The organism is Sinorhizobium sp. NFACC03 (assembly GCF_900103435.1).
In the GTDB taxonomy this organism is placed as follows: Bacteria; Pseudomonadota; Alphaproteobacteria; order Rhizobiales; family Rhizobiaceae; genus Ensifer.
In genome coordinates this window covers 23,614-46,084 of the sequence record NZ_FMXF01000019.1, presented here as the reverse complement: position 1 = coordinate 46,084, position 22,471 = coordinate 23,614, and the positions used below count along the sequence as shown (strand labels likewise).

Annotated in this window: 12 protein-coding genes; 6 read left to right on the top strand and 6 right to left on the bottom strand. The window is 59.6% G+C overall.

Annotated elements, in window-relative coordinates:
* Positions 1–500: 500 nt before the first annotated feature.
* Positions 501–1,424 carry an NAD-dependent epimerase/dehydratase family protein gene (locus BLU35_RS22095; RefSeq protein ID WP_176907362.1) on the top strand — a complete coding sequence of 308 codons (924 nt, stop codon included), beginning with the start codon at positions 501–503 and terminating at the stop codon, positions 1,422–1,424.
* 90 nt (positions 1,425–1,514) lie between these two features.
* On the opposite strand, the gene BLU35_RS22090 is transcribed toward BLU35_RS22095, so the two are convergent.
* Genes BLU35_RS22090 through BLU35_RS22075 form a run of 4 tightly spaced genes read right to left on the bottom strand, consistent with a single transcriptional unit; the run spans position 1,515 to position 7,828 of the window.
* The gene (locus tag BLU35_RS22090) at positions 1,515–3,377 is read right to left on the bottom strand and encodes a hypothetical protein (protein WP_093234488.1); all 1,863 of its coding nucleotides are present in this window, start codon (positions 3,375–3,377) and stop codon (positions 1,515–1,517) included.
* Positions 3,377–5,908, bottom strand: a complete 2,532-nt coding sequence (locus BLU35_RS22085) for a phosphotransferase (protein WP_093234487.1) — start codon at positions 5,906–5,908, stop codon at positions 3,377–3,379. The genes BLU35_RS22090 and BLU35_RS22085 overlap by 1 nt, the downstream gene beginning before the upstream one ends.
* Complete coding sequence (locus BLU35_RS22080; RefSeq protein WP_286161587.1) at positions 5,908–6,750, bottom strand: glycoside hydrolase family 16 protein; 843 nt, start codon at positions 6,748–6,750, stop codon at positions 5,908–5,910. The genes BLU35_RS22085 and BLU35_RS22080 overlap by 1 nt, the downstream gene beginning before the upstream one ends.
* The gene (locus BLU35_RS22075; protein WP_093234485.1) at positions 6,740–7,828 is read right to left on the bottom strand and encodes a GNAT family N-acetyltransferase; all 1,089 of its coding nucleotides are present in this window, start codon (positions 7,826–7,828) and stop codon (positions 6,740–6,742) included. Before BLU35_RS22075 ends, BLU35_RS22080 begins: the two co-directional genes overlap by 11 nt.
* A gap of 175 nt (positions 7,829–8,003) precedes the next feature.
* On the opposite strand from BLU35_RS22075, the gene BLU35_RS22070 reads away from it, so the two are divergent.
* Positions 8,004–9,053, top strand: a complete 1,050-nt coding sequence (locus BLU35_RS22070; protein ID WP_143032966.1) for a POTRA domain-containing protein — start codon at positions 8,004–8,006, stop codon at positions 9,051–9,053.
* A 28-nt stretch (positions 9,054–9,081) separates the two neighbouring features.
* On the opposite strand, the gene BLU35_RS22065 is transcribed toward BLU35_RS22070, so the two are convergent.
* Positions 9,082–9,384 carry a hypothetical protein gene (locus tag BLU35_RS22065; protein ID WP_093234484.1) on the bottom strand — a complete coding sequence of 101 codons (303 nt, stop codon included), beginning with the start codon at positions 9,382–9,384 and terminating at the stop codon, positions 9,082–9,084.
* Positions 9,385–10,149: 765 nt separating this feature from the next.
* Between BLU35_RS22065 and BLU35_RS22060 the strand changes: the two genes are divergently transcribed.
* Genes BLU35_RS22060 through BLU35_RS22045 form a run of 4 tightly spaced genes read left to right on the top strand, consistent with a single transcriptional unit; the run spans position 10,150 to position 21,119 of the window.
* Positions 10,150–10,941 (top strand): glycosyltransferase family 2 protein, encoded by a 792-nt coding sequence (locus tag BLU35_RS22060; protein WP_082615775.1) that lies wholly within the window; start codon positions 10,150–10,152, stop codon positions 10,939–10,941.
* Between the two features lie 8 nt (positions 10,942–10,949).
* On the top strand, positions 10,950–13,121 hold the full coding sequence (locus BLU35_RS22055; protein WP_093234483.1) for a glycosyltransferase family 2 protein: 2,172 nt from the start codon (positions 10,950–10,952) through the stop codon (positions 13,119–13,121).
* Positions 13,081–13,953, top strand: a complete 873-nt coding sequence (locus BLU35_RS22050; RefSeq protein ID WP_093234482.1) for a polysaccharide deacetylase family protein — start codon at positions 13,081–13,083, stop codon at positions 13,951–13,953. The genes BLU35_RS22055 and BLU35_RS22050 overlap by 41 nt, the downstream gene beginning before the upstream one ends.
* Positions 13,953–21,119 carry a tetratricopeptide repeat protein gene (locus tag BLU35_RS22045; protein WP_093234481.1) on the top strand — a complete coding sequence of 2,389 codons (7,167 nt, stop codon included), beginning with the start codon at positions 13,953–13,955 and terminating at the stop codon, positions 21,117–21,119. The genes BLU35_RS22050 and BLU35_RS22045 overlap by 1 nt, the downstream gene beginning before the upstream one ends.
* A gap of 115 nt (positions 21,120–21,234) precedes the next feature.
* Here the strand turns inward: BLU35_RS22045 and BLU35_RS22040 are convergent, their stop codons facing one another.
* Positions 21,235–22,263: a LacI family DNA-binding transcriptional regulator gene (locus BLU35_RS22040; RefSeq protein ID WP_093234480.1), complete on the bottom strand. Its 1,029-nt coding sequence runs from the start codon at positions 22,261–22,263 to the stop codon at positions 21,235–21,237.
* Positions 22,264–22,471 lie beyond the last annotated feature (208 nt).

The window sequence follows — 22,471 nt, the reverse complement described above, 5'->3', positions numbered from 1 at the left end:
ATTTTATGCAAATAAATCGCGTGAAATCCGACACTTAAGCGTCGGTCCGCGAAGAAGCTAAAACCCATAATTCACTTCGGCAGTACAAACTTCCGCATAATATATATTACGTATGTTTTAATTTAAGGAAAGAGGGCGCAGACTACATTCGCGCCCCCCCCCGGCACCGAGTAAATCCACAACGAGTTTGCGAGCAGGAACGGCCCTCAAGTTTTGGCAGCCAGGATTTAGCGCTTCGCATGGCGTCGCGACGAGTACATATTGACGGAGTCCCCCGCTCTCGACGTCTGCTACCCGTACGCGAGCAAGAAGGATGTGGGGGATCGGTGACTTGACTGCTGGGTAGCGAAAATGGAGGATTGAATGGAGACGCCGAGAGTGTCGGTGGTGGCGCAGAGACAGCAAGGTATTGGTTTCGTTCGCAACTCATTTGCACATTTTGGTTGGCTATCTGCCGCGATAACTTTCGTCGAGACCAAAAAGTCATGGGGGGAAACGGGTTGAAAACGATCTTGGTTACCGGGGGGGCAGGGTTCATCGGTGCGCATCTGGCGCGGCGATTGCTGGAAACTGGCAGAGACGTTGTGGTGCTGGATGACCTCAGTTCAGGAAAGCGCGACAATGTGCCGAAGGCAGCGACGTTCATCAACGGTTCTATTCTGGATAAAGAGGTCGTTCGAAGTGCCCTTTCCGGTGTCGATGCTTGCATCCACCTGGCCGCGGTCGCTTCGGTCGAAAAATGCAATCGAGAGTTGACGTATTCTCACGCAATCAACATCACCGGGTTCCTAAATCTGGTTGAGGAAATTGCGAAGTCTGGCACCAAGCGAACAATAGTCTACGCCTCCTCAGCCGCTGTTTACGGGGCCAGCCAGAACCTGCCGCTCTCGGAGGACGGCAAGTGCGTTCCGCTTTCGCCCTACGGCGCCGACAAGCTTTCGTGCGAATTGCACGCCCGAGCCGCCTACGAAGTCTATGGTCTCTCGACGACGGGCCTTCGCTTCTTCAACGTCTTCGGACTGGGCCAGGATCCGCAGTCACCCTATTCCGGCGTGATCACCAAATTTGCGCAGCGGCTCGGAAACAACGAGGACATCGTGATCTACGGCGATGGCAAGCAGACCCGTGATTTCGTTTACGTCGCCGATGTCGTCGAGGCGCTTATCCGATCAGCGGAGCGGATTCCGGACGGTGCTCGGATCTTAAATGTTTGCAGCGGGGTCGAGACATCGATCAATGAGCTCGCGCGGATCATGATCGAAGAAACCAAGTCACAATGCGCAATCAGTTACGTGGACGGACTGCTCGGCGAAGTCAGGCGTTCTCAAGGGTGCACCCAAGCGCTCCAAGCAGAGCTCGACCATCGATGCCGCACGGATCTTCGCGCTGGACTGGCGCTGTTGCTTACGCAAGGGCGGCAATAGCGTGAAAGGCCTTGTTGCGGCGCCACGCATGACCACACCATAATGTGCGCTCCGATGCGACACACATTTCTGATGTTGGCTGAGCTCCGCTCAATGGTACCGATTGCCTGGGGTGCTGCCGTCCGCAGTCGCGGGCAGCAAGCGAAATACTTTCGCATTGGTCGATGCCCGCACCAGCTTAAAGCGAGGCGAGGTCAGCAGGTCCCGTTCGATGTGGTCAAAGTCGCCCGGCCGCAACTGCCCGTTGGCTTCGAGAGAAGCTTTCTGGCTGCGCGTGAGAATCACATAGGCGTCACGCCATTGGGGATTGTCCATCCACCGCAAAAAGACACCTGATGGGTCGGCGGCAATTTCTTCTCGCGTTGACTTGGCTTCCAGCGAAATCGCCAAATAGTAGAAATTCTCGTAGTTCATGAACTGCGACGGATAACTACGCGAACCTTCGATGAGGAGTGTGTCCTCCGGAGCTGTGCGATAGAGCCATTCGGCCACCGCGACTTCATCTTGCGCAAAGCGGTATTCGCGGTCCTTGCCATTGTTTGCGAATAGGAAACCGATGGTCGAAAAAAGAAGCACGATAGCAAGCGGCAGGAAGACATAGGCCGGCTTTCCCGCCCGGGTCGACGGAAAGAACGCGGCGGCAGCGAAGAAGGCAAGGAAGGGCGACGCAAAGAGGTAAACGCGAAATATCGACTCTCCGCCATACGCAACCGCTATCAGCGGCATTGGTGAGAGCAAGAGTGCGGCGGCGGTGAGGTCCCAGTGGCCATTTAAGAGCCGACGCAAACCGCCGAGGAGCGCAAGGACAATGACGCCTGCCGAAAGCGCGCGCCCGAACAAAACCACCCAGGCACGTTCGGCACTCACGTCGGCCACATTCGCGAGCTTGCTGGTGGCTTCTGACAGCGTACCCATGCTGGCCAGTTCGCTCAAAATTTGCTCGTAGACAAAGGGGGCCGCTGGCCAGAGAAGCCATCCAATTTCAGCGACGATTGCAAACATCAGATAGGCAGGCGAAAGCCATCCGAGTACGGTCAGGGATACCGCCGCGAGGATGATCATGAGAGGCGTCAGCTGATGCGTGACCACGACCACGCAAATGAGCACCATCGCCAGCAACGCGGAGAAGGTACGCACAAAGCGGCTGCCCGTCCAGGAAGGTAGCCCGATCGGGCGTGAGACAGGGCCGAGCACATACAGAAAACCAGGTCGCTGCGCCGCCCATGTCGTTTCGCGTTTGCGCAAGGGGCCAAGAAATAGCCCTATGAGAATGAGGTAACAAAGGAACGTCACGCCTTGCGGCGAAAAATAGTCCTGGCCGACCCAGTTGGCGACCACGAATAGCCAACAGGCCGTCAGTTGTAGGCGGCGATCTGCGGATAGGCGTTTGGCAATTCCCAGAAACGCCCCGACAAGCCCGAGCGTAAGGACCGGCGGGGTGAAGCTTACGATTGGCGCGAGATCGACCGATCTCAAGCCGAAGCGGTCGGCCAACCAAGCCGTCGCCGCGAACAGCCCGGGCCAATTGTGATAGGCCGCGAGGAAAGATGCATTTCGGTCAACGGCTTCATAACGTTGGATGTAGTCGACGACGCCGAGGTGCTTCCAGGCCCAGGAATAGCGCAATGTTCCGTAAACGATCGGCGGGGTCGCGTGAAGGACGATGACGAGCGCGATCAGATAGAAGACGGGTAAGGGGCCAGCGGTACGCCCAGCACATACCAGCCAGGCAAAACCTGCTGCTAGCAACGCCAGTGACAGAAAGAAGCTCCTGGGCAAAACCGAAACCAAGCCGACGTCGGTCATCCGATCGGGCTCGATCGCAGGCAACGATATCGCCCAAAGGAGGAGCGTCGCAAAGAGTATAGCGGCGAGGGCTACGTCATATCGCTTGGAGACTGTGTCAGCGTCAGTGTTCAATGGCATGTCTTCGACGCGGGCAAGGACAGTCATTACCTGCTACCCCTCTTCGCGGAGCCGGCAGGAATGAGGTAGGACGACGTCGCGCTTGTACTGCGCTTTTGTCTCCGCAGGCAGCCGACCGCAAGTGTGTGCGGTGCCGCGTTCACCTTACCGCCGTACCAGGCCAGGACGAGGTCGATATTGACCGCCAGCCATAGCGCTTTATCAGCAAAACAAGACGATTTGGTCAAATTGGTCGCAATGTGGTGCCACCACGCCAACCCGCAAAGCGCACGCAACACGGCGGGGTCCGTAAGTGCACCGTAGCTCTCCTCAAGTGTGGCACGCATTGGTGCCATGGCTTTCATCTCCTCGGGTGACAATTGCGGCACTTCCAAAAAACGGCGTACGACGAAACCCAGGTCTTCGCCGCTGCGCAATGCGCGCGCGGTCAGCAACAGGAAGATGACGTCAAGGCCGGGCGGGGTATCCTGGGTGGCGGTCTCCCAGTCAATAATAGCACTCAAGCGGACATCAGCTTCATCTGGGCCGGACGTGAAAAGCAAGTTTCCGGGGGCGAAATCCCCATGGCCGAGACTGAGAGACAACGAACGACCGCTCCAGAACTCGCGTTGCTGCGCCTGAAAGACAAAAAGTGCCTCTGCGCGCGACGCCGGGCCGAGTAAATGCGATTGCGATGCGCACACAATATCGGATCCATAATAGAGCCAGCTTTCCAGCCAATCCTGGTTGATTACCTCTTTTGTTCCTGTGCGCGAGTGCATTATGTGGATGGCGTCTATCGCTTGGGTGAGTGCGGAAAGGTATTGTTCAGACATGGCAAAAACCGAACGTCCGTCGGCACCCGGCAACGCGCGCTCGGCGAGCTTTGCTGCTGATGGGTCAACAGAACTCGCGATAATCGTTGAAACCGCAAAATCAAGGTGTCGGAACGCGGGATTGGCGGCGAGCTCACGGCTGCGTTCGATGTGGCGGGTAACTGCTCGGTGCCCCTCTGGCGAGGTCGATGCCTTGAAGACGAGGAGTTCGTTCGCAGCGTCATCCGTCCGGAACATGCCTGTTCGCACGTCGCTTTCACGGTAAAACTCCCGCACGGACTGCGCAGCTGGCATTGCAAGCCCGGTGGCGGAACAGAAGCTCGCAATTGACGCCTCTAGTGGCGGCGCTGAATGCCGCCGCGGTGCGACATTGCTCCAGATCCGCGCCAGCGACGATAACAAACGCAATGTAAGATCGATCCGACCGGACGGTCCGAGACGGCGCCACAGGTCGCCTAACAGGCCGACCGCCGTTAAGCTGTGGGCGATCAGCCACGCGGCCGCCATCCCTAGAGCGCCATAGGCGACGACAAGCGGAGTGCCAAGACCAAGCACAACGACTAACGTTACGACTTGTGCCAGTGCAACAACCTGTGTCCGACCCGTCGCACGATGGACGGCGAGAACGAGCGTGACGAGGCTCCAAGGCAGGCAGGATATAGCGAGTAGGCGCAGCAGCGTCGAATTTGTAAACGAGACATCGATACCGAGCACCGTCAACAGAAGTGGCGCGCCTATGATCAGCACCAACACAACAGCTGCCAATGGCGCGATGGTGTAGAGCAAGGCATCTACGGCGAGCCGATGCAATTTCGACTTATCGAACGCGATTTCTGCCAAGAGGGAGACGCCCATCGAACGGCTGATCAAATAGACCCCGTAGACGATTTCCCAGCTGATATAATAGACAGCAAGATTGGCCGAGCCGCCATAACGCAGGACGACGAGGGGCGCGATGCCCATTGCCGTCATTGAGGCGAGCGTACCCAGATAGTCCCATCCAAAATATCGAGTGAGCGCTCTGCGGTCAGCTCTCTGGGTGTCGCCGTTGATACGGTGTTGCGGAAGAAAACGGATAAAAATCAGCCAGTTAATGCCGGCCAACAAGAGTGGCAGCGGCAAGATCCACGCCGCATAGAGCCCAGCACCGAGAATGGAGGAGCCTGCAAATAGTGTAAGCAACAAAAGCTTGGCAACGGCGAATATGGCGTTTTCGATGGGCACGACCGTCGCCCGCCGCAAGCCCGCTAACACGCTATCCTGCAGGGCAAAGAGCGTCCAGGCGACCGTTGCGACCATGAAGGCTGCGGATGAGATGGGCTGCTCTCGCAGGAAACCCAATTCGGGTGTGATACGGGAGATGAAAATGATGGCGAGCGTGGAAAGAAAAGCCGCTGCAATGGCGGCTAATGCATAGGCCCAAAGCACCAGACGCCGGACACCCTCCTTCGCGGTCGCAGGTAGATAGCGGTTCAGAAAGTTGCCCATGTTGAGCTGCGAGATGTTTCCAAGCGCCAGCATGGTAGAAATGAGTGCTGCCCCAAGCCCGACTTGTTCGGGGGAGTAAAGGCGGGAAGCCAAGCCCCAGAAGGCGAGTCCGAGCACTGAAGTGAGCCCGGCGCTCGCGATCAGCGCGTAGCCGTTTTTGAGGAGTGACGAGTGGGCAAGCGCAGCCAACGCTGGATAGGCCCGCGAGATCCGGGCCATGAAGTTGACGTGGTCGTGGTTGTTACGCTGCAACATCAGCCGTCGTCCCGCTGCCAGATACGTACGTAGTCGACGAGGTATGCGGAGGGAAATTTCGTAGACTTCGATGGAGACCCCGCCCACTCACCGCCAACAGCCAGATTGAGGAGCAGGTACATCTCTTCACTGGATATCGTCGGGACGTCCGTGTGTCGCCAGACCTCCTTGCCGTCGAGGTACCAAATGATCTTGTCCGCGTCCCAGGTCAGACTGTAGACGTGCCAGTCCGCCGTCAAGTCTGATGTCTCGACGTCCTTCCCGACGCTTTTCTTCTCAGAGGCCGCGTCAAGGTAATGATAGTGCATTCGCAACGTGGAGGATGAATCGCCCAGAACCTCCATAATATCGATTTCCGGACGGGATTTGCGTGTCTCCGGCAGAAGCCATATCGCGGCCCAGAACCCCTTGCCCGCAGGAACTTTTGCCTTGACTTCAACGTGGCCGTAACGGAACCGAACACGCGAGGGACGAGGCAGTTCGTCGTAGTCGCGCCCCGTGGTGACAATGCCGGAGGTGTAGTTGAAAGTCCGGTCTTCGATGCCCTTGGCCTTTTGTCGTCGAGCAGTGAGCCGTAAAAGGCCTTCGGACAGAGTGACGTTTTCTGGTCGGTACCATTGCAGTTCGGCATTGCCGAGATTGGTACAGCCGTCCTTGTTCCACCAATAACAGGTGGTCCACTTTTCCCGGTCAATTTCGGGTCCGTCGAAGTTATCTTCAAAGATCATCCGCCACGAACCTTCGGCAGCGATCGGAACCGGTCCGTCAGCACGTGCCGCCGATGTTGCGAGACAGAGAGACAGGAGTACGGCGGTGATGGTGATCGATTGCCTAAGATGCATCACGAAACCCCACCACGCGTTTGACTGTATTTCGGGCGAAACTGTCGAGGCTTGCGAGGGGAAGTCGCTCATAGCGGTATTCCGCATAGGGGATGGCGACCGCGCCGAAGCGAGATTTGAATTGGGCGAGCGAAGCGGAATTCCCAGTCTCGCCCATATGATAATGTGTACTACCGAGCCGGCAGGCATCTTCGATCGCCCGGGCTTGAAGCAGGTATGTGGCGCGGCTTTCGCCAGCGAGCTCCTCATCGATCGCGCCGCGCGTGTAATGGGCTTGGTGATGCATGAGCACTAATATTGCGGCAACGGGCCGGCCGTTGATGCGCGCCACATAGAGCCGAAAAGCCTCGCCGAGATGGCTCGCCATTTCGGCGAACTTTGAACGTGGATCACGGCGCAACCCACGGAAGCGTGCAAGTACTGCAGGTTCATGCTGCTTGCGCGCCCAACGCAGCAACGAAAGTTCGAGCAGGCTGTGAAACTCATCGATCAGTCGATCGCTGTTACCTGCTTCCACCACAACGCCACATTTTTGGGCGCGTCGGATGTTCGTTCCAGCATTAGAGCGAAAGCGCGCCCGTACAACCTCCATCCCTCCGGCCAAATCAACGACATGCGCCAGACGGGGAACGGTCGCCCAGCCAGGGCGGACAGCCTCAGCCCAGATATTCGCTAAAAGAGGGTTTGGTCGGATTTTAAGGCCGACATAGGGCAACGTCTCAAGATGAGCGAGAACGCAACGCAACTTGTCGGGCGAAATTCCCTCGTCAGAAAGCAGGCCACCGAACCCCCACGCCGGCGGTGGCGACCAAGCGTAACGCAATGAGGCGACACCCTTGGTAAATAGGGGCAATACCGCTTGGGCACCGTCGGCGAAATGGAAGTACTGCGGGCTGCATCGGTAGTTGCCGCTGGCAGTGACGGCTTGTGCCCATTGGTGCGACTGGCTGACGAGCGCGGTCCGGTCACTTTGATAGAGATCAAGCCAAACGGCATCTGAGGCCGGCCCACTTGATTGGATGAGGTGACCAAAGGCGTTAGGGCCGATCGGTTGCGTTGATGCCGTCTCCAAACTCATACAGCCGATCCAGCGCTTCCATCATGGTCGTTCATCGGTGCGTTTCACAAGCATAGGACGAATAAGCAGGAAATGAAATGCCCGAGAATGATCTCTTAGGGGGCGTGCATCTTCAAAATTTTGTGCTTTACTAATGTAGGACAGCGCACTGGCAGGTTATGCTTGGAGCCAGCAAATGCCGCATCGATTGCAAAACCGAATATTGACGGCGAAACAGAAGCTCAAAAAGATGAACTGGCGCGTCACAAGGTTCCTTACCGCTGGCGCCGTCTGGATGTTTGCGGTCTTACCGGCGTCAGCCCAATCGGTGGTGCTCGATACCCAGGAAATTTCCTTACCCTATCTCGCGCGGGCACTTGAGCAGGCTTACCAATTGCCGCTTCTGTTAGACGCCGGCGCTTCGCCGGCCGAGCGAAAGGAGGCGCTCGCGACCGAAAAGGCCCGGCTCAAGGGTGTGATCGCCGGCTTTGGCTATTTAGACGCGGATGTCTCCGAGGAGGATCAGAAAGGGCAAATAGTTCTTCACCCTAAGCTTGGTGATCTCTACAGGGTGACGTCCGTGGAACTCAAGGGCATTCGTCCATCGGAACTGGACCGTGAGGTCCTCGATCGGCTCGCCGCGATCATTGATGAGTTTGTCGGGCAGCCCGCGACGACATTCGTCGTTGACACGTTCACTCGGCGTATCCTCCAAATCGTCACCGCCCAAGATTTCGCGCACGCACGGCGACGGGCAACGGATTGGGTCCGTAAGGGCGAGGGTGTCGCGACTGCGGTCATTGATCTCGACCTTGGCCCCCGCAGCCGTTTTGGTGAGGTTCGATTTAGTGGCGCTCTTCGCATGCAATCCGAACTCCAGCGCCTCGTTCCGTTTCGTTCCGGCGACCGCTACAGCGCCGCAGCTGTCGAACAGCTACGTCACAATATTCAGGCTCTTGGTACTGTGAAGTCTGTAAGGATTGCCACAGGTAAAGACGAAGACGGAATGGTCCCGATCGATGTCAGGATCCGCGAAGCCCCTGCAAATCTCGAGACCCTGCGCCATACGAACCCGCTCGACGTTGGAAGTGGCCTCGCCGCGATCGCAGGTCTATTTATCGTTCAGATCGCAGCACAGGCCGGCTTGCCGCGATCCCGGTTGCGCCCATTAATATGGTGCACAGGTGGCTGCCTATTGATGTTTGCAGTGTTGGCGGCTCTCAGGCTCGTTAGCTTCTTAGCTTGACGCCGGCATGGGTTAGGCTGAACGTGTGCTACTGCTCGCCTTTGGGCGTCGGAATAAGGGTTCCGACAATCAGTGGGCCGTTGACCGGCTGGCGTTGACTGGCGGCCTCGCCGAGAACAGCGTCAATCTCTTCCTTAAGCGCCTGGCCTTTGGCGACGAGCGCCGCCTCGGCCTGGATTAAGGTAGCGTTATCCGCGCTCGCGTTTGTTGCGATGGAACGTCGCAATTCCCTCAAGTCCGCAATCAGAGCGTTCCACTCTTCCATGAGCTTCATCCACCGCTTGACTGGGTCCGTTGTCGGTGCCTTGGCGATATGTTCTTCCGACTGCATCAGCCTCGCTTGCCCTTGATCGCATGTTGATCTGCACCATGCCTCGCGCTGCAAGATACGCGATTCCCTCTTGATAAGCCATCGATCTTGCAACCTTAGTGGGTCGCAACCCTTCGTTATCCCTCAGAACTAGGCAAATTCAATCGGTTAGATTCGACTGCGCTCAGCTTTGCGAGAGGCTATGTTGTCCTTCTTCGGCGCACAAACCAGGATATCCGAGGGAGAGCTGTTCTTTAGCTGACGCGGCGTCGAGACGCTGTGGTCACGACAACGTGTGTGGATAGCGGTTAGCCACTTGCGCTCGCAGTGTGGCTCCGCTCGTCATGGATCCCCGGCGACTCCTTTCATTTAAGGAGTTACTGATATTTAGGTTTGTGTATTAAAATTAGGAAAACATCTTATTTTCCAGAGAAAAATAAAGGGTCTAAATATAACGGCACCGGAGAAATTGCGTCCGCGAGAGAATTTGTTTCCTAAGATTTTTTGTGAACGGAACTATTCCATCTGTTATACTGTGACATATTTCTGCAATAAAACGGCAACATCGAGCCTGTCTTAGAATAAACCAAGGAAAATAACGGCTTCTACCATAAAATGCTCTTTTTCAAGAAATTCATGTGGTAGTTTACAAAGTTAGAATATTGTAATAAAACTGAATATGTACAAGTAATACACACTTTTCTCCTCCGCGGCCATCTGCATGACCGAGGATGGACGCTTATTGTTTTCAATTTTCTTTTTTTGGTTTGGAGGATTTTGATTAAAATGGGTGAGCATTTTCACAATTCGTTAAGAGCAGCCCTCCGCCCCTCGACCATGGACAGGGCCATCGTTGTCCCGAGGGTCAGTGTCATCGTCCCTACGGTAAATGAGGCAAAAAACCTACCGCATGTCCTGCCACGCATACCCGCCTGGATAGACGAGGTCATCCTTGTCGACGGGAACTCTACCGATGGCACCGTCGCCGTGGCGCGCGAACTTATGCCCGATATCGTCGTCATAGAACAGCCGCGCCTTGGAAAAGGGGTGGCGCTTGCTGCTGGTTTCGCCGCGGCCCGCGGAGACATCCTCATCACTCTTGACGCGGATGGTTCCGCTGACCCCGAAGAGATGACTGGTTTTGTGGGTGCATTGCTTGCAGGCGCCGATTTCGTAAAGGGTTCGCGGTTTCTCCAAGGCGGCGATACGCGTGACATGGAATGGTACCGACGTCTTGGAAACTGGGGCTTGCTGCAATTGGTGCGTCTGCGCTTCGGCGGCCGCTACAGCGATCTCTGCTACGGTTACAACGCCTTCTGGCGTGACGTTTTACCCCATTTGCGGGTCGAGTCCGCGACCGGTTTCGAGATCGAAACGCAAATGAATATCCGCGCGCTCCAAGCAGGCCTCGCCATAGCGGAGCTTCCGAGCCGGGAATATGCGCGGATTCACGGCGTCAGCAATCTACGCACGATCCCCGATGGCTGGCGCGTCCTGAAGACAATTGCCCGGCTGGGCCTCAGTCAACGCAGTCGCGCCGGTGCCATGGTCAGAAACCGTACGCAGCGGGCAGGTTGAGGCCTGCCATGTCTTCGATTGCGGTTGTGATCTGCGCTTACTGCGATGAGCGCCGCCTACAACTGGGCGACGCCATTAACTCGGTATTGAAACAAGCCCGCAAACCTGATCGGCTCGTCGTCGTCATCGACCACAACGACGACTTGCTGCGGGACATGCGGACCTCTTACCCAGATGTCGAGGTGATCGCCAATGACGGGGCACGAGGCCTCTCGGGTGCGCGAAACACCGGCGTGCGTGCAGCCGCGCCCTGCGATATCGTTGCATTTCTTGACGACGACGCTGTCGCCGAAGCCGACTGGCTGCAACGGCTCGCTCTGCACTATGTGGATCCAAACATTATCGGCGTCGGTGGCAAGGTGCTGCCACTTTGGCCAGATCAGCGACCGCGCTGGTTTCCAGAAGAATTCCAGTGGGTGGTCGGCTGCAGTTACAAGGGCCTGCCGAACAGGCTGAGCCCGGTTCGCAATCCGATTGGCTGCAACATGTCGTTCCGACGGACGGTCTTCGATGCCGTGGGCGGCTTTCGCGAAGGTCTCGGTCGCAGCGGCCAGGATGCCGCCGGGTGCGAGGAAACAGAGCTTTGCATTCGCGCCCGCCGGCACTTCCCGGCAGCAGTCATTCTCTACGATCCGCTAGCCGTGGTTCATCACCAAGTTACCAGAGAACGGACGCGGTGGGCCTACTTCCGCAGACGATGCCAGGCGGAGGGACGCTCGAAAAGTGCTGTGGTCGAGACCGCAGGAGCGGGCGACAAGCTTGGTGCCGAGCGTGCCTATGTTACCCGCACCTTGCCGGCTGGCGTCTTTCGCGGCTTGATGGATATGGTGACGCAACTTGACCCTTCGGGGCCGCTGCGTGCGTTCACAATCGTCGCCGGGCTTATGTTTACGACGGCGGCCTATCTTGCCGCAAAATTCTCTAGACACTCAAGACCTTTCCGCCCAATCAAGATCGTAGACATAGACCATACCAAGCCACTTCCGGCGATCGACCTTACCAGGCCGGGCGGCGATGTGCCCTATGGCGGCGTTTTCTGTTTGATCCGCTCTGGCGCGCAGCCGCTCGCACTCGTCGAGTTGCAGCATTCTGGCCCCGTGATTGCGCCTGCAGACTTGCTCGCGGAGATCGGCTCCGTGCGCTCCTTGCCTTCAGTTAACTCCTACCGAGCGCCTACGCGTGAAAGAGTGGCGGTGGTGATTGCAACGCGTGATCGCGCAGAGAGCCTCGATCGCTGCCTCGCGTCGCTGTTTGATCAGACCCGCGCCCCCGATGAGGTGCACGTTGTAGACAACGCTCCTGCCTCGTCGGCGACATTGGATCTGATTTCGACACATTACCCCGGACGAGTGCACTATGTGCTTGAGCCAACCCCGGGGCTCGGACGGGCACACAATACTGGCCTGCGCTACGTGTCCAGCGACATCGTTCTCTTTACCGATGATGACGTCGTGCTCGACCGACATTGGGTCGAAGCGATGGCAGCGCCGATGGAGGAGGATAAGGCTGTCGGTTGCGTGACCGGTTTGATCCTGCCAGCCGAACTCGAAACTCGGGCGCAGGTCTGGACGGAGCGGCATGGCGGCTTCGGGAAGGGGCTGCATCGTCGAGTTTACGATTTGGAGGCGAACCGTCCCAAAAGCATGCTCTTTCCCTTCACCGCTGGTCAATTCGGTTCAGGTGCCAACATGGCGTTCCGGGCAAGTGCGTTGCGCCGGGTTGGCGGCTTTGATCCAGCACTCGGCGCTGGAACGCTGGCGCGTGGCGGCGATGACCTTGCTGCCTTCTTCGCCATCGTTAGCGGCGGCTTTAGACTGGCCTACCAGCCTCAGGGCATTATCTGGCACTACCACCGCCGCGGCGAAGACGGCATGCGTCGGCAAGCCTTTTGTTATGGCATGGGGCTTGGCGCCTACCTGACGAAGATCGTTGTCGACGAGCCACGTCGGGCTATTCGGCTCGCTGCGGCATTTCCAGCAGGCATCTTACACATGGCCGGGCCGACGTCGCAGAAAACCGCGCGGCTACCGAGCGACTACCCGCTGCGGCTCGTCTGGATGGAGCGCCTTGGCATCCTTGCAGGTGTACCAGGCTATTTGCGCAGCCTGACAAAACGTCGGCGCGACGATCAACCACGTAATGGCATTGACGCAAGACGACCGGCAGAAAGAGAGGTCTGACATGCAAGCTATCCCGATCCTGGTCTATCACAGCGTCGGCCGTACTTGCGGCCCGGCCTATCGACGCTGGCTGGTGACCGAGCGGGAGTTGGACGCACATCTCCAGGCCCTGACGCAGCGCGGCTACCGCTCAATGACGGTTCGCGACCTTGCGCTATTGCGTTGCAGCGGACAACCGATCCCTCCGCGCACCTGCGTCATTACCTTCGACGATGGACTTCGCGACTTTGCCGAAGCCGCCATGCCAGTTCTGGTCGACCGGAAGTTTGCCGCCACACTCTATGTCACCACCGGTTTCGTGGGGGCGACCGCCCGATGGCTTGCGGATCTCGATGAAGGCAATCGCCCAATGCTCAACTGGACCGCGCTGCGTGACCTGCACGACGCCGGGATCGAGATCGGCGCGCACTCTGTAACTCATCCCGAACTTGATACACTGTCCTTTGGAAAGGCTACCAGCGAGCTTCGCGACAGCAAGAGGGCCCTGGAAGACGGGTTGGGCGCGGCAGTCACCACATTCGCATACCCGCATGGCTACGCGTCCCGCGCAACGCGCAGGATTGCAAAAAATGCAGGCTACCTCGCCGCCTGCCGTGTTCGTCACGCGCTCAGCGACGAGACGGAAGATCTCTTCGCTCTTTCTCGCATTGTTGTCACCAGTGAAGTGACGCCAGACGCGCTCTTGGATATGATCGAGACGCCGCAGCTTCCCGTCGCACCGCCAGCCGATCGGCTGATTGCCATCGGTTGGCGCGCAGCAAGACGCCTGCGCGCCTTGCACCGCTCGGTGTTTCCAAGGCGCCAAGTGGCCGGATCAGAAAGTGGGGCGTGATGCGTTCCTCGGGCTGGATCGGACTTGTCGCTGTCGGTGTCCTGTGGGCCGGGTCGGCGTCTGCCGCCGCGCCGGAAGCCTCAGCGGTCGACCCTCTATCCCAACACGATCGGCCTGAAGGAGGGCAACAGGTTGTCTTCCAGCCCAACCTAGGCCGGGCATTGGCGCAACTGGCTGACCTCTACATTGCACGCAAGGTCGATGCCACGACCGTGGATCGTCTGCTCGGCGAGTATGAAGGTATGCTGCGCAATGCCGGGCCGGATGCGATTGTCGCGGTATCGCAGCCGAGAGGCTCGGGTGAGGTTGTCAACGAAGCGCCCGATGGTGCCCGCGTGCTTACTCTCTACCAACGTGCGGCGGCCTACGGCTATCGGGGCGCGCTGTTTGGTCTCGGTGATCTCTACAGTCGTGGCGAACTCGTGCCTCGCAACCCCGAAAAGGCATTTGCCGCTTATGCCGAGGCGGCAAATCAGGGGATCCCCGCGGCGCAGTTGCGGATGGCGGAATTGATGATCCGCGGTGAGGGCACGAAACGCGATGTGACGGCAGGCGAGGCGAGCCTGCGCGTGCTCGGTCAATCCGAAAATCCCAGCGTGCTGGAGCTAGTCGCTGAGCTTTGCCTTTCCGGACGCATACCGGAACAGACCGATATCGCGGTTTCGGCGCTGCGCAAGGCTGCAGATTTGGGTTCCGCAAGGGCGCACTTCAGGCTCGGCGAACTCTACTACGCCGGAACAGTTCTGGCTGCGGACTATTCCGCAGCACTTGTTCATTACCGTCTGGCTGCGGGACACGGAAATGTGGAGGCGAAGGTTCGGATTGCCGAAATGCAGGCGCACGGTCAAGGCATGGCCCGCGACGTGACGAAGGCGGTGCGCGAATTGCAGGCTCTGGCCGATCTCGGCGCGCCGATTGCCGACCTCTCCCTTGGAAGTCTCTATCTGAAAGGCGATGTCGTGCTGGCCGACCCGGTTCGTGCGGCAAAATACTTCCGTCAGGCCGCTGCCCGTGGCAGCGGGACGGCGCTGATGCAGTTGGGAGACCTCTATGCGGATGAGGGGGCAGTAACTGGCGACTATGGTCCAGCCGTTCAAAGCTATCAACAGGCCGCAGCGAACGGCAATCCAGGCGCGAGAGTGCGGCTTGCGGAAATGAAGGCGCGAGGGCGCGGAATGCCGAGGGATCTTGCCGCGGCGACGACGGAACTGATGACGCTTGCAAGTGCAGGAGAGGCCGGTGCCTCTTTGGCGCTTGGCGATCTCTATGGCGAAGGGCGCGCGTTAGCCATCGAGCCCGCCAAGGCTCTGATCTACTATCGACAGGCCGCCGCTCAGGGCAGTGTCACGGCGTTGCTCCGGCTCGGGGAATTCCATTCGCAAGGCGAGTTATCCCGCCCCGAGTACGGACGTGCGTTGGAATACTATCGTGCCGCAATCGCTAGGGGCAGCGTCAGTGCAAAGGTCCGGTTGGCAGAAATGACGGCCATGGGCCGAGGCGTGCCGCAGGATGTCGTCGCCGCCAAAGTTGAACTGGAAAACCTTGCAGCCCGCGGCGAGGGGGAGGCATCCCTTCTTTTGGGTGATTTCTATGCCCGTGGGGATGTCATGCCGGCCGATCCTGCCCAAGCCTGGCTCCACTATCGGCGTGCTGTCGATCAGGGAAGCGTCGCTGCGCTGACACGGCTTGGCGATCTCTATGCCGGCAACGGTAGGGCTACGCCGGACTATACCCTCGCGCAGGAATACTATCGGCGCGCCGTCAGCAGAGGAAGCGTGAGCGCCCAGGTGCGGCTCGCAGAAATGGAGGCTCACGGGCAGGGGGGCGTTCGCAACGTATCGACGGCGACGCGAATTTTGACGTCGCTTGCCGAACGGAGTGAGCCGGCTGCCGCTCTCAGCTTGGGTGATCTCTATTACTCCGGGGAAGTCACACGGGCGGATCCGGCACGCGCAACCGGATATTACCAGCACGCTGCCGCACTTGGAAGCATAACGGCCTTGCTTCGACTGGGCGATCTCTACGTCACCCAGGGCGCACTAACGGGCGACTATAGGGCCGCAAGAGTAAGCTATGAACAGGCAGCGGCGAGGGGAAACATCGGTGCGAAAGTGCGGCTCGCGGAAATGAAGGCGAGAGGACGCGGCACAACGCAGGACGTTGCAGCCGCGAAGGCCGAGTTGGATGCTCTCGCGTCGGCCGGGGACGCGGGCGCTTCGCTGTCGCTCGGCAATCTGTACAGTGACGGACAGGCTCTGGCAGCCGAGCCGGCTCAGGCCCTCCTCTACTATCAGCAGGCAGTTGCACAGGGCAGTGTCACGGCGCTTCTTCGCCTTGGCGACCTTTATTCCGACGGTGAACGCACCGCTGCCGATTACGCGCGCGCCATCGAGTTCTATCGCAAGGCCGCAGATGCAGGAAACGTCAACGCAAAGATACGGGTGGCGGAGATGAAGTCGCGGGGCCGCGGCATCAACCAGGACATCGCCGCCGCGAAAGCCGGACTCGAGCAGCTTGCAGCAGCGGGCGAGGCAGATGCCTCACTGGCTCTCGGCGACCTCTATGGTAGGGGCGAAGTTGTCGCGTTCGATCCTGGGAAGGCTCTCAGCCAGTATCGGCGGGCTGCCGATGGGGGCAGCGTGACCGCCTTGTTGCGGCTCGGCGACTTTTATTCACAAGGCCAACCGACGATGCTCGACTACGGGCTTGCGCAGGACTTTTACCGTCAAGCGGTCGGCCGGGGGAATGTGAGCGCCAAGATCCGGCTCGCCGAAATGCAAGCACGCGGCCAAGGTATTGCTCGCGACGTATCCGCCGCGACCCGGGAACTGACCGAGCTCGCGCAGCGGGGTGAGACGGCTGCCGCGCTGGCGTTGGGCGACCTCTATGGCAGGGGAGAAGCCGTACCGGTCAATCCGACGCAGGGTTTGCAATATTATCGCCAGGCGGCCACGCAAGGCAGCATGACTGCGTATTTGCGGCTTGGCGACCTCTATTCCGCCGGCACCACATCGGCGACGGATTACGCGGCAGCGCTAGACCACTACCGCCGCGCTGCCGACCGAGGAAATTTGGTGGCAAAGGTTCGGCTCGCCGAAATGAAGGCGCGCGGCCAGGGTATGGCGCCGGATATCGCGTCGGCAACAAGCGAATTGAACGCCCTGGCAAAAGGAGGAGAAAAAGCCGCAGCGATTGCGCTTGGCGAACTCTACAGCAATGGACAAGTCGTGCCTGCCGACCCAACCCTTGCTGCCGGCTATTATCGCCGCGCCGGAGAGCTTGGTAGCGTTGAAGCAAGAGTGCGGCTCGCGGAGATGGAGGCAAGAGGGCAGGGTGTCCAGCAAGACGTGACGGCTGCCACCGCCGATCTGGCGGCGCTTGCCAAGGGAGGGGAGGCCAGCGCGTCCCTCGCCCTTGGTGATCTCTATGCCGAAGGAAAGGTCGTACCTCAAGATCCATCAGCCGCCGTCAACTACTATAGGCAGGCGATCTCGCAGGGAAGCGCCACCGCACATCTTCGGTTGGCCAATCTTTACTCTGCTGGCGGTCTTTTGGCGACGAACTACGCCGGAGCGTTCGACCAATATCGCCAGGCGGCAGAGCGCGGCAGCAACGAGGCAAAGATCCGGATGGCTGAAATGACGGCGCGGGGCCAGGGGACTGCCCGCGACGTAGCAACGGCAACGCGTGAATTGATTGCGCTCGCCGACAGGGGAGAGACCGCCGCTGCGATCTCGCTTGGGGACCTTTATGGCGCGGGAGACGTGGTCCCAGCCGATCCGGTGAGAGCGCTGCATTACTACCGGCAGGCCGCCCAGAACGGCAGCATTACTGCGTTGCTGAGACTGGGGAGCTATTACTCCGAAAGCGGGTCGCCAGTGGCCGACTTTGCTCTGGCGCTAAACTATTATCGGCAGGCTGCAGGTCGGGGGAACACAGAGGCCGCAGTCCGGCTCGCCGAAATGAAGGCGCGGGGACAGGGCATGGCGCGGGATGTGGCGTCGGCCACACAAGAATTGGCTGCCCTGGCCAAAAAGGGGGAGACGGTGGCCGCGCTTTCTCTCGGTGAGCTCTATCGCCAGGGGGAGGTTGTGCAAGCCGACCTTGGGCGCACGGTCGAGTACTATAGCCAGGCGGCCAAGCGCGGCAGCGTGACGGCGATGATACGTCTCGGCGAGTTTTACTCCAAGAGCCAGACGGCCGTGACTGACTACGCTCGCGCGCAAAACTTTTACCGTCAGGCGGCAAGCCAGGGTAGCGTTGAGGCGAAGGTCCGGCTAGCGGAAATGAAAGCCCGGGGGCTTGGCGTTCCGCAGGACCTCGCGACGGCCCAGGCCGAGCTTAAAAGCCTTGCTGCATCCGGTCGACAGGAGGCTTCACTGGCATTGGGCGATCTCTATGGTGACGGAAAAGTTGTCCCGGCTGATCCCGCCCAAGCAGTGCAATATTTCCGGCAAGCCGCGTCGCAAGGCAGCACCACGGCGAATGTTCGATTGGGCGACCTCTATTACGCGGGCAAGGGGGTGAGGACGGACTTTGCGGCCGCCTTCGATCACTATCGCCGCGCAGCAGAGCGGGGCAATTTGGAGGCCAAGGTTCGGCTTGCGGAAATGCGGGCACAGGGCAAGGGAATCCCCCAGGACCTCTCCGCTGCAAAAACCGAGCTGGAAGACCTTGCCGCCCGCGGCGGGGCTGAAGCATCGCTTGCCGTCGGCGATCTTTATAGCAAGGGCGAGGCTGTGCCTGCCGACCGCGCTCGCGCAGCAGACTATTATCGACAGGCCGCCGCGCAAGGCAATGTCGCCGCATTGCTGCGGCTTGGGGATTTCTATTCGCAAAGCGAGGCAGCCACGAGCGACTTTCCGCTGGCCCAAAGCTACTACCGCCGGGCGGCAGACCAGGGCAACGTCGAGGCGAAGATACGGCTTGCAGAGATGCAGGCCCGAGGCCAGGGTGGAGAGCAGAACATGGAGGCCGCCAGTGCCGAATTGGCGGCGCTTGCCGACAGAGGCGAAGCCAGCGCTGCACTCGCCCTTGGCGATCTCTATGGACGTGCAGGCGTGATGCCCAATGATCCGATCCGGGCGGCCCACTACTACGAACAAGCCGCAAAACAAGGGAGTTTGACGGCGCTGCTGCGGCTCGGCGACGTTTATCGAGGTCGCGAACCAGGCAAGGCCTTCGCCGCCTTTAGCGCAGCGGCCAAGCAGGGCAGTCTGGACGGCAGCCTGCGTGTTGCGGAGCTGACGATCCGTGGCGAAGGAACGTTACGCGATGTCCCGCAAGGCGTTGCGACGATGCGTTCGCTCGCCGAAAGTGACAATCCGAGCGTACTGGAAGCGCTGGCCGACCTGTGCTTGTCCGGTCGCGTGCCGATGCAGCCGGAACTCGGCATCACAACCTTGGAGCGCGCTGCGCGCCTCGGCTCGGTGCCGGCGCATGTACGGCTCGGCGATCTCTACGCCGCCGGGAATGCCGTAACGGTCAACTATGCTCTCGCGCTAGAGCACTATCGCCAGGCGGCCGATCAAGGCAGCCTGGAGGCGAAGGTGCGGCTCGCTGAAATGAAGGCACTCGGCCGGGGCATGGCTCCTGACGCGGGAAGCGCCACCGGCGAACTGGCGATGCTTGCCGCCCAAGGTGAAGCGGGCGCGGCCTACTCCTTGGGCGACCTTTACGCCAAGGGCCAAACGGTGCCAGCGGATCCGCTGCGGGCTCGGCAATATTACCAGCAAGCCGCAGATCAAGGCAACGTGAGGGCCATGTTGAGGCTCGGTGACGGCTATCGGTCGGACGATCCAGGTAAGGCGTTTGCGGCCTACAGCACCGCAGCAGATCAAGGTAACCTGGAAGGCCAGCTCCGTGTCGCTGAACTGACAATCAGGGGCGAGGGGACAGAGCCAGATGTGAATGCCGGCATGGCGGAGCTTCGTGCACTCGGAGCAAGCGAGAGCCCGGATCTCCTGGTCACACTCGCCGAACTCTACCTCTCCGGAGGTATCCCTTTGCAGCCAGCGCTTGCCGTCTCGGCGCTTGAGAAGGCGGCGCATTTGGGATCCGTCCGAGCGCATGTACGGCTGGGCGACCTTTATTCCGAGGGAGATGATGTGAAGGCGGACTACAGCGCTGCGCTTGAGCACTATCGCCAGGCAGCCGAGCAGGGCGATGTGGACGCCAAAATACGCCTTGCCGAGATGGAAGCACGTGGCCAGGGCATGAAAAAGAGCGTCGCTTTGGCGGTCGATGCGCTTTCAGCGCTGGCGGCTGAGGGCTCAGCTTCCGCCCTGCTCTCCCTCGGGGACATTTACGGCGAGGGGCAAGTTACTGCGCAAGATCCGAAGCTGGCTGTGAAACATTATAAGGCCGCAGCGGAGCAGGGTAGCGTATCAGCGATGCTCAGGCTCGGCGATGCTTACAACAACGGACGTCTTGTCCCGCGCAATACGAAGGAGGCCGAAAAATACTACCAGATGGCCTTCGAAACGGGGAACCCGGGTGCCAGTGTGGCGCTCGGCCGCTTCAAGGCGTCGACCAAGACCCGCAAGAATGCAGCTGCGGGCATGGCCTTGCTCCAGCGCTCCGCAGACGAGAAAGTGGTCGGAGCATCGTCGGTTGTCGCCGAGGCCCTATTTTACGGTCACGGCGTCACGCGCAGCAGCAAGAAGGCTCTCGCCGTCCTGCAGAAAGCTGCCAAGGAGGGCGATCGGATCGCCGCGATCGATTTGATCGAAGCCTATCGTGATGGCAAGCGCGATGGCCGCACACAACTCGTAAGAAGGGACAACGCGAAAGCGAAGTCGGTCTTGCTCGCGTCGGCGGACCTGCTTTCCGGTCCGGAAATGAGCGTGCAAACCTTCCTGCTGGATGCATCGATCGCAAATGCCAAAGCGTTTGCGGCGCTCAGCAACAGGTTTAGATCCCTGACACAACCGGAACGCCAAAGGGTCGTGCGTGACTTGGCAAGGACCAACCCTCGACTGTTTGCCTACCTGATGGAAGCACAATTGCGACAGAGGGGGGTTCGCGTCGGGCCAATTGACGGTCGCCTTAACTCAGCCGCCCAAACAGCAATGGTCCGGCATTGCCGCACGCTTCTGCCGGCGCGCCAATGCAATCAAGGTTTTTCAGCGCCCCGCGTCGTTGAGACACTTACTCAAATGTTTTGACACAATTCAACTATCGTCGGAATTTTGCGCTGCTTCCGGCCGTGAGCGCCGTCTTAACCGTCGTTTGGCTTTTTGTGTGCAGAACTGGTTATGCTGCGGACGCAGCCTATGGCCCCTAGAACTGAAGATTTTCCTTGAGCAGGATCTCGATGCGGATCCGCTCCTGCGAGGCGAGCAACTCGCGGTGGTCGGCGCGGGCGCGCATAATGCGAAGTGCGCTTCTGACCGCATGGCCGGGGTCCTGGGCGATCAGGGCATCAATGCGTTCGTCCATCAACGCCCGCTCGCTGAACGGCGTGCGCTCGTGGGCAATGACTGTGAGGTCGCGTGGCCCTTGCGCATTCCAGACCGCGGTTAGCGGCGCCCGCGCCTCGGAACTCAGCACGTAGACGGCAAGCGTATCGGGGTTGTATTGCAAAGTCCTGTTGATGATCAGTTCGGCGCGTTTCTCGTCGGCATAGGTTTCGAGCGACGGCAGACATGCAAGATGTGGAAACTGCGCGTTGATGATGCTGTCGAAGCCGAGGCGGCGCTGGATGCTGTCGAGTGCCATCATGGTTTCCGCCACGACCATGATCTTGCCTGGCTGGTTGCCGATGAAGCGGCCTGCGATCTTGCCGGCCGTAGCACCCGCCGCGAAGTTGTCGATGCCGACATAGTCGGCCCTTTCCAGCCGTTCCTGGCCTGACAGGAACTGCACTACCTTCACGTCTCGTTCGACGAGCCGCACCAGCGCATCGCGCACCTGCGGCGATTCCGGCGCCATCACCGCGACGCCATCGACAGCCTCGTGATCGATGAGGCTCAGATACTTGGCGACGTGGTGCGGGTCGGCCATCGGGATCTGCACCACCTCCACCGCGGTGGAATCGGCGCGCAGCGCGTCGCGTGCTTCGGTGACGCGCCCAATCAGTTCGCTCAGATATTGGTCGCCCGAGATGGGAAGGACGAAACGGAACCGGTAGGTCTTGTTGCGCGCGAGCGCGACCGCCGCCGGGTTCCTGACGAAGCCGATGCGCTCGATGGCGTCGTTGACCTTGCGGAAAGCCTTCTTGCTGACATTCGGCCGGTCGTTCAGCACGCGGTCGACGGTGGCCAGGCTCACGCCGGCTGCCTCTGCCAGGTCTTTCGCGGTAGGGCGCATGCAATCGCTTCTCTTTGCTTTCGATCCTTCAGGGCGATTCCTCCAACAAAAGCAATCGAAAAGCAAGAATTGATGTGCGCACCTCAAAATTTGCTTGCATTGAGGTGCGCACCTCAGTATCAATAGTGCTGTGGCCGGCAGAGGAGTGCGTGAGGTCACGGAGCGATGCGAGGGAGGCCTGCCCACGAAGAAACGTCGCTTTGCGCCC

What these genes read in the sequence shown, in the direction of transcription:
- BLU35_RS22090 (WP_093234488.1), bottom strand. Translation starts at nt 3,377, where the DNA reads ATGACTGTCCTTGCCCGCGTCGAAGACATGCCATTGAACACTGACGCT.
- BLU35_RS22085 (WP_093234487.1), bottom strand. Translation starts at nt 5,908, where the DNA reads ATGTTGCAGCGTAACAACCACGACCACGTCAACTTCATGGCCCGGATC.
- BLU35_RS22080 (WP_286161587.1), bottom strand. Translation starts at nt 6,750, where the DNA reads ATGCATCTTAGGCAATCGATCACCATCACCGCCGTACTCCTGTCTCTC.
- BLU35_RS22075 (WP_093234485.1), bottom strand. Translation starts at nt 7,828, where the DNA reads ATGAGTTTGGAGACGGCATCAACGCAACCGATCGGCCCTAACGCCTTT.
- BLU35_RS22070 (WP_143032966.1), top strand. Translation starts at nt 8,004, where the DNA reads ATGCCGCATCGATTGCAAAACCGAATATTGACGGCGAAACAGAAGCTC.
- BLU35_RS22065 (WP_093234484.1), bottom strand. Translation starts at nt 9,384, where the DNA reads ATGCAGTCGGAAGAACATATCGCCAAGGCACCGACAACGGACCCAGTC.
- BLU35_RS22060 (WP_082615775.1), top strand. Translation starts at nt 10,150, where the DNA reads ATGGGTGAGCATTTTCACAATTCGTTAAGAGCAGCCCTCCGCCCCTCG.
- BLU35_RS22055 (WP_093234483.1), top strand. Translation starts at nt 10,950, where the DNA reads ATGTCTTCGATTGCGGTTGTGATCTGCGCTTACTGCGATGAGCGCCGC.
- BLU35_RS22050 (WP_093234482.1), top strand. Translation starts at nt 13,081, where the DNA reads ATGGCATTGACGCAAGACGACCGGCAGAAAGAGAGGTCTGACATGCAA.
- BLU35_RS22045 (WP_093234481.1), top strand. Translation starts at nt 13,953, where the DNA reads ATGCGTTCCTCGGGCTGGATCGGACTTGTCGCTGTCGGTGTCCTGTGG.
- BLU35_RS22040 (WP_093234480.1), bottom strand. Translation starts at nt 22,263, where the DNA reads ATGCGCCCTACCGCGAAAGACCTGGCAGAGGCAGCCGGCGTGAGCCTG.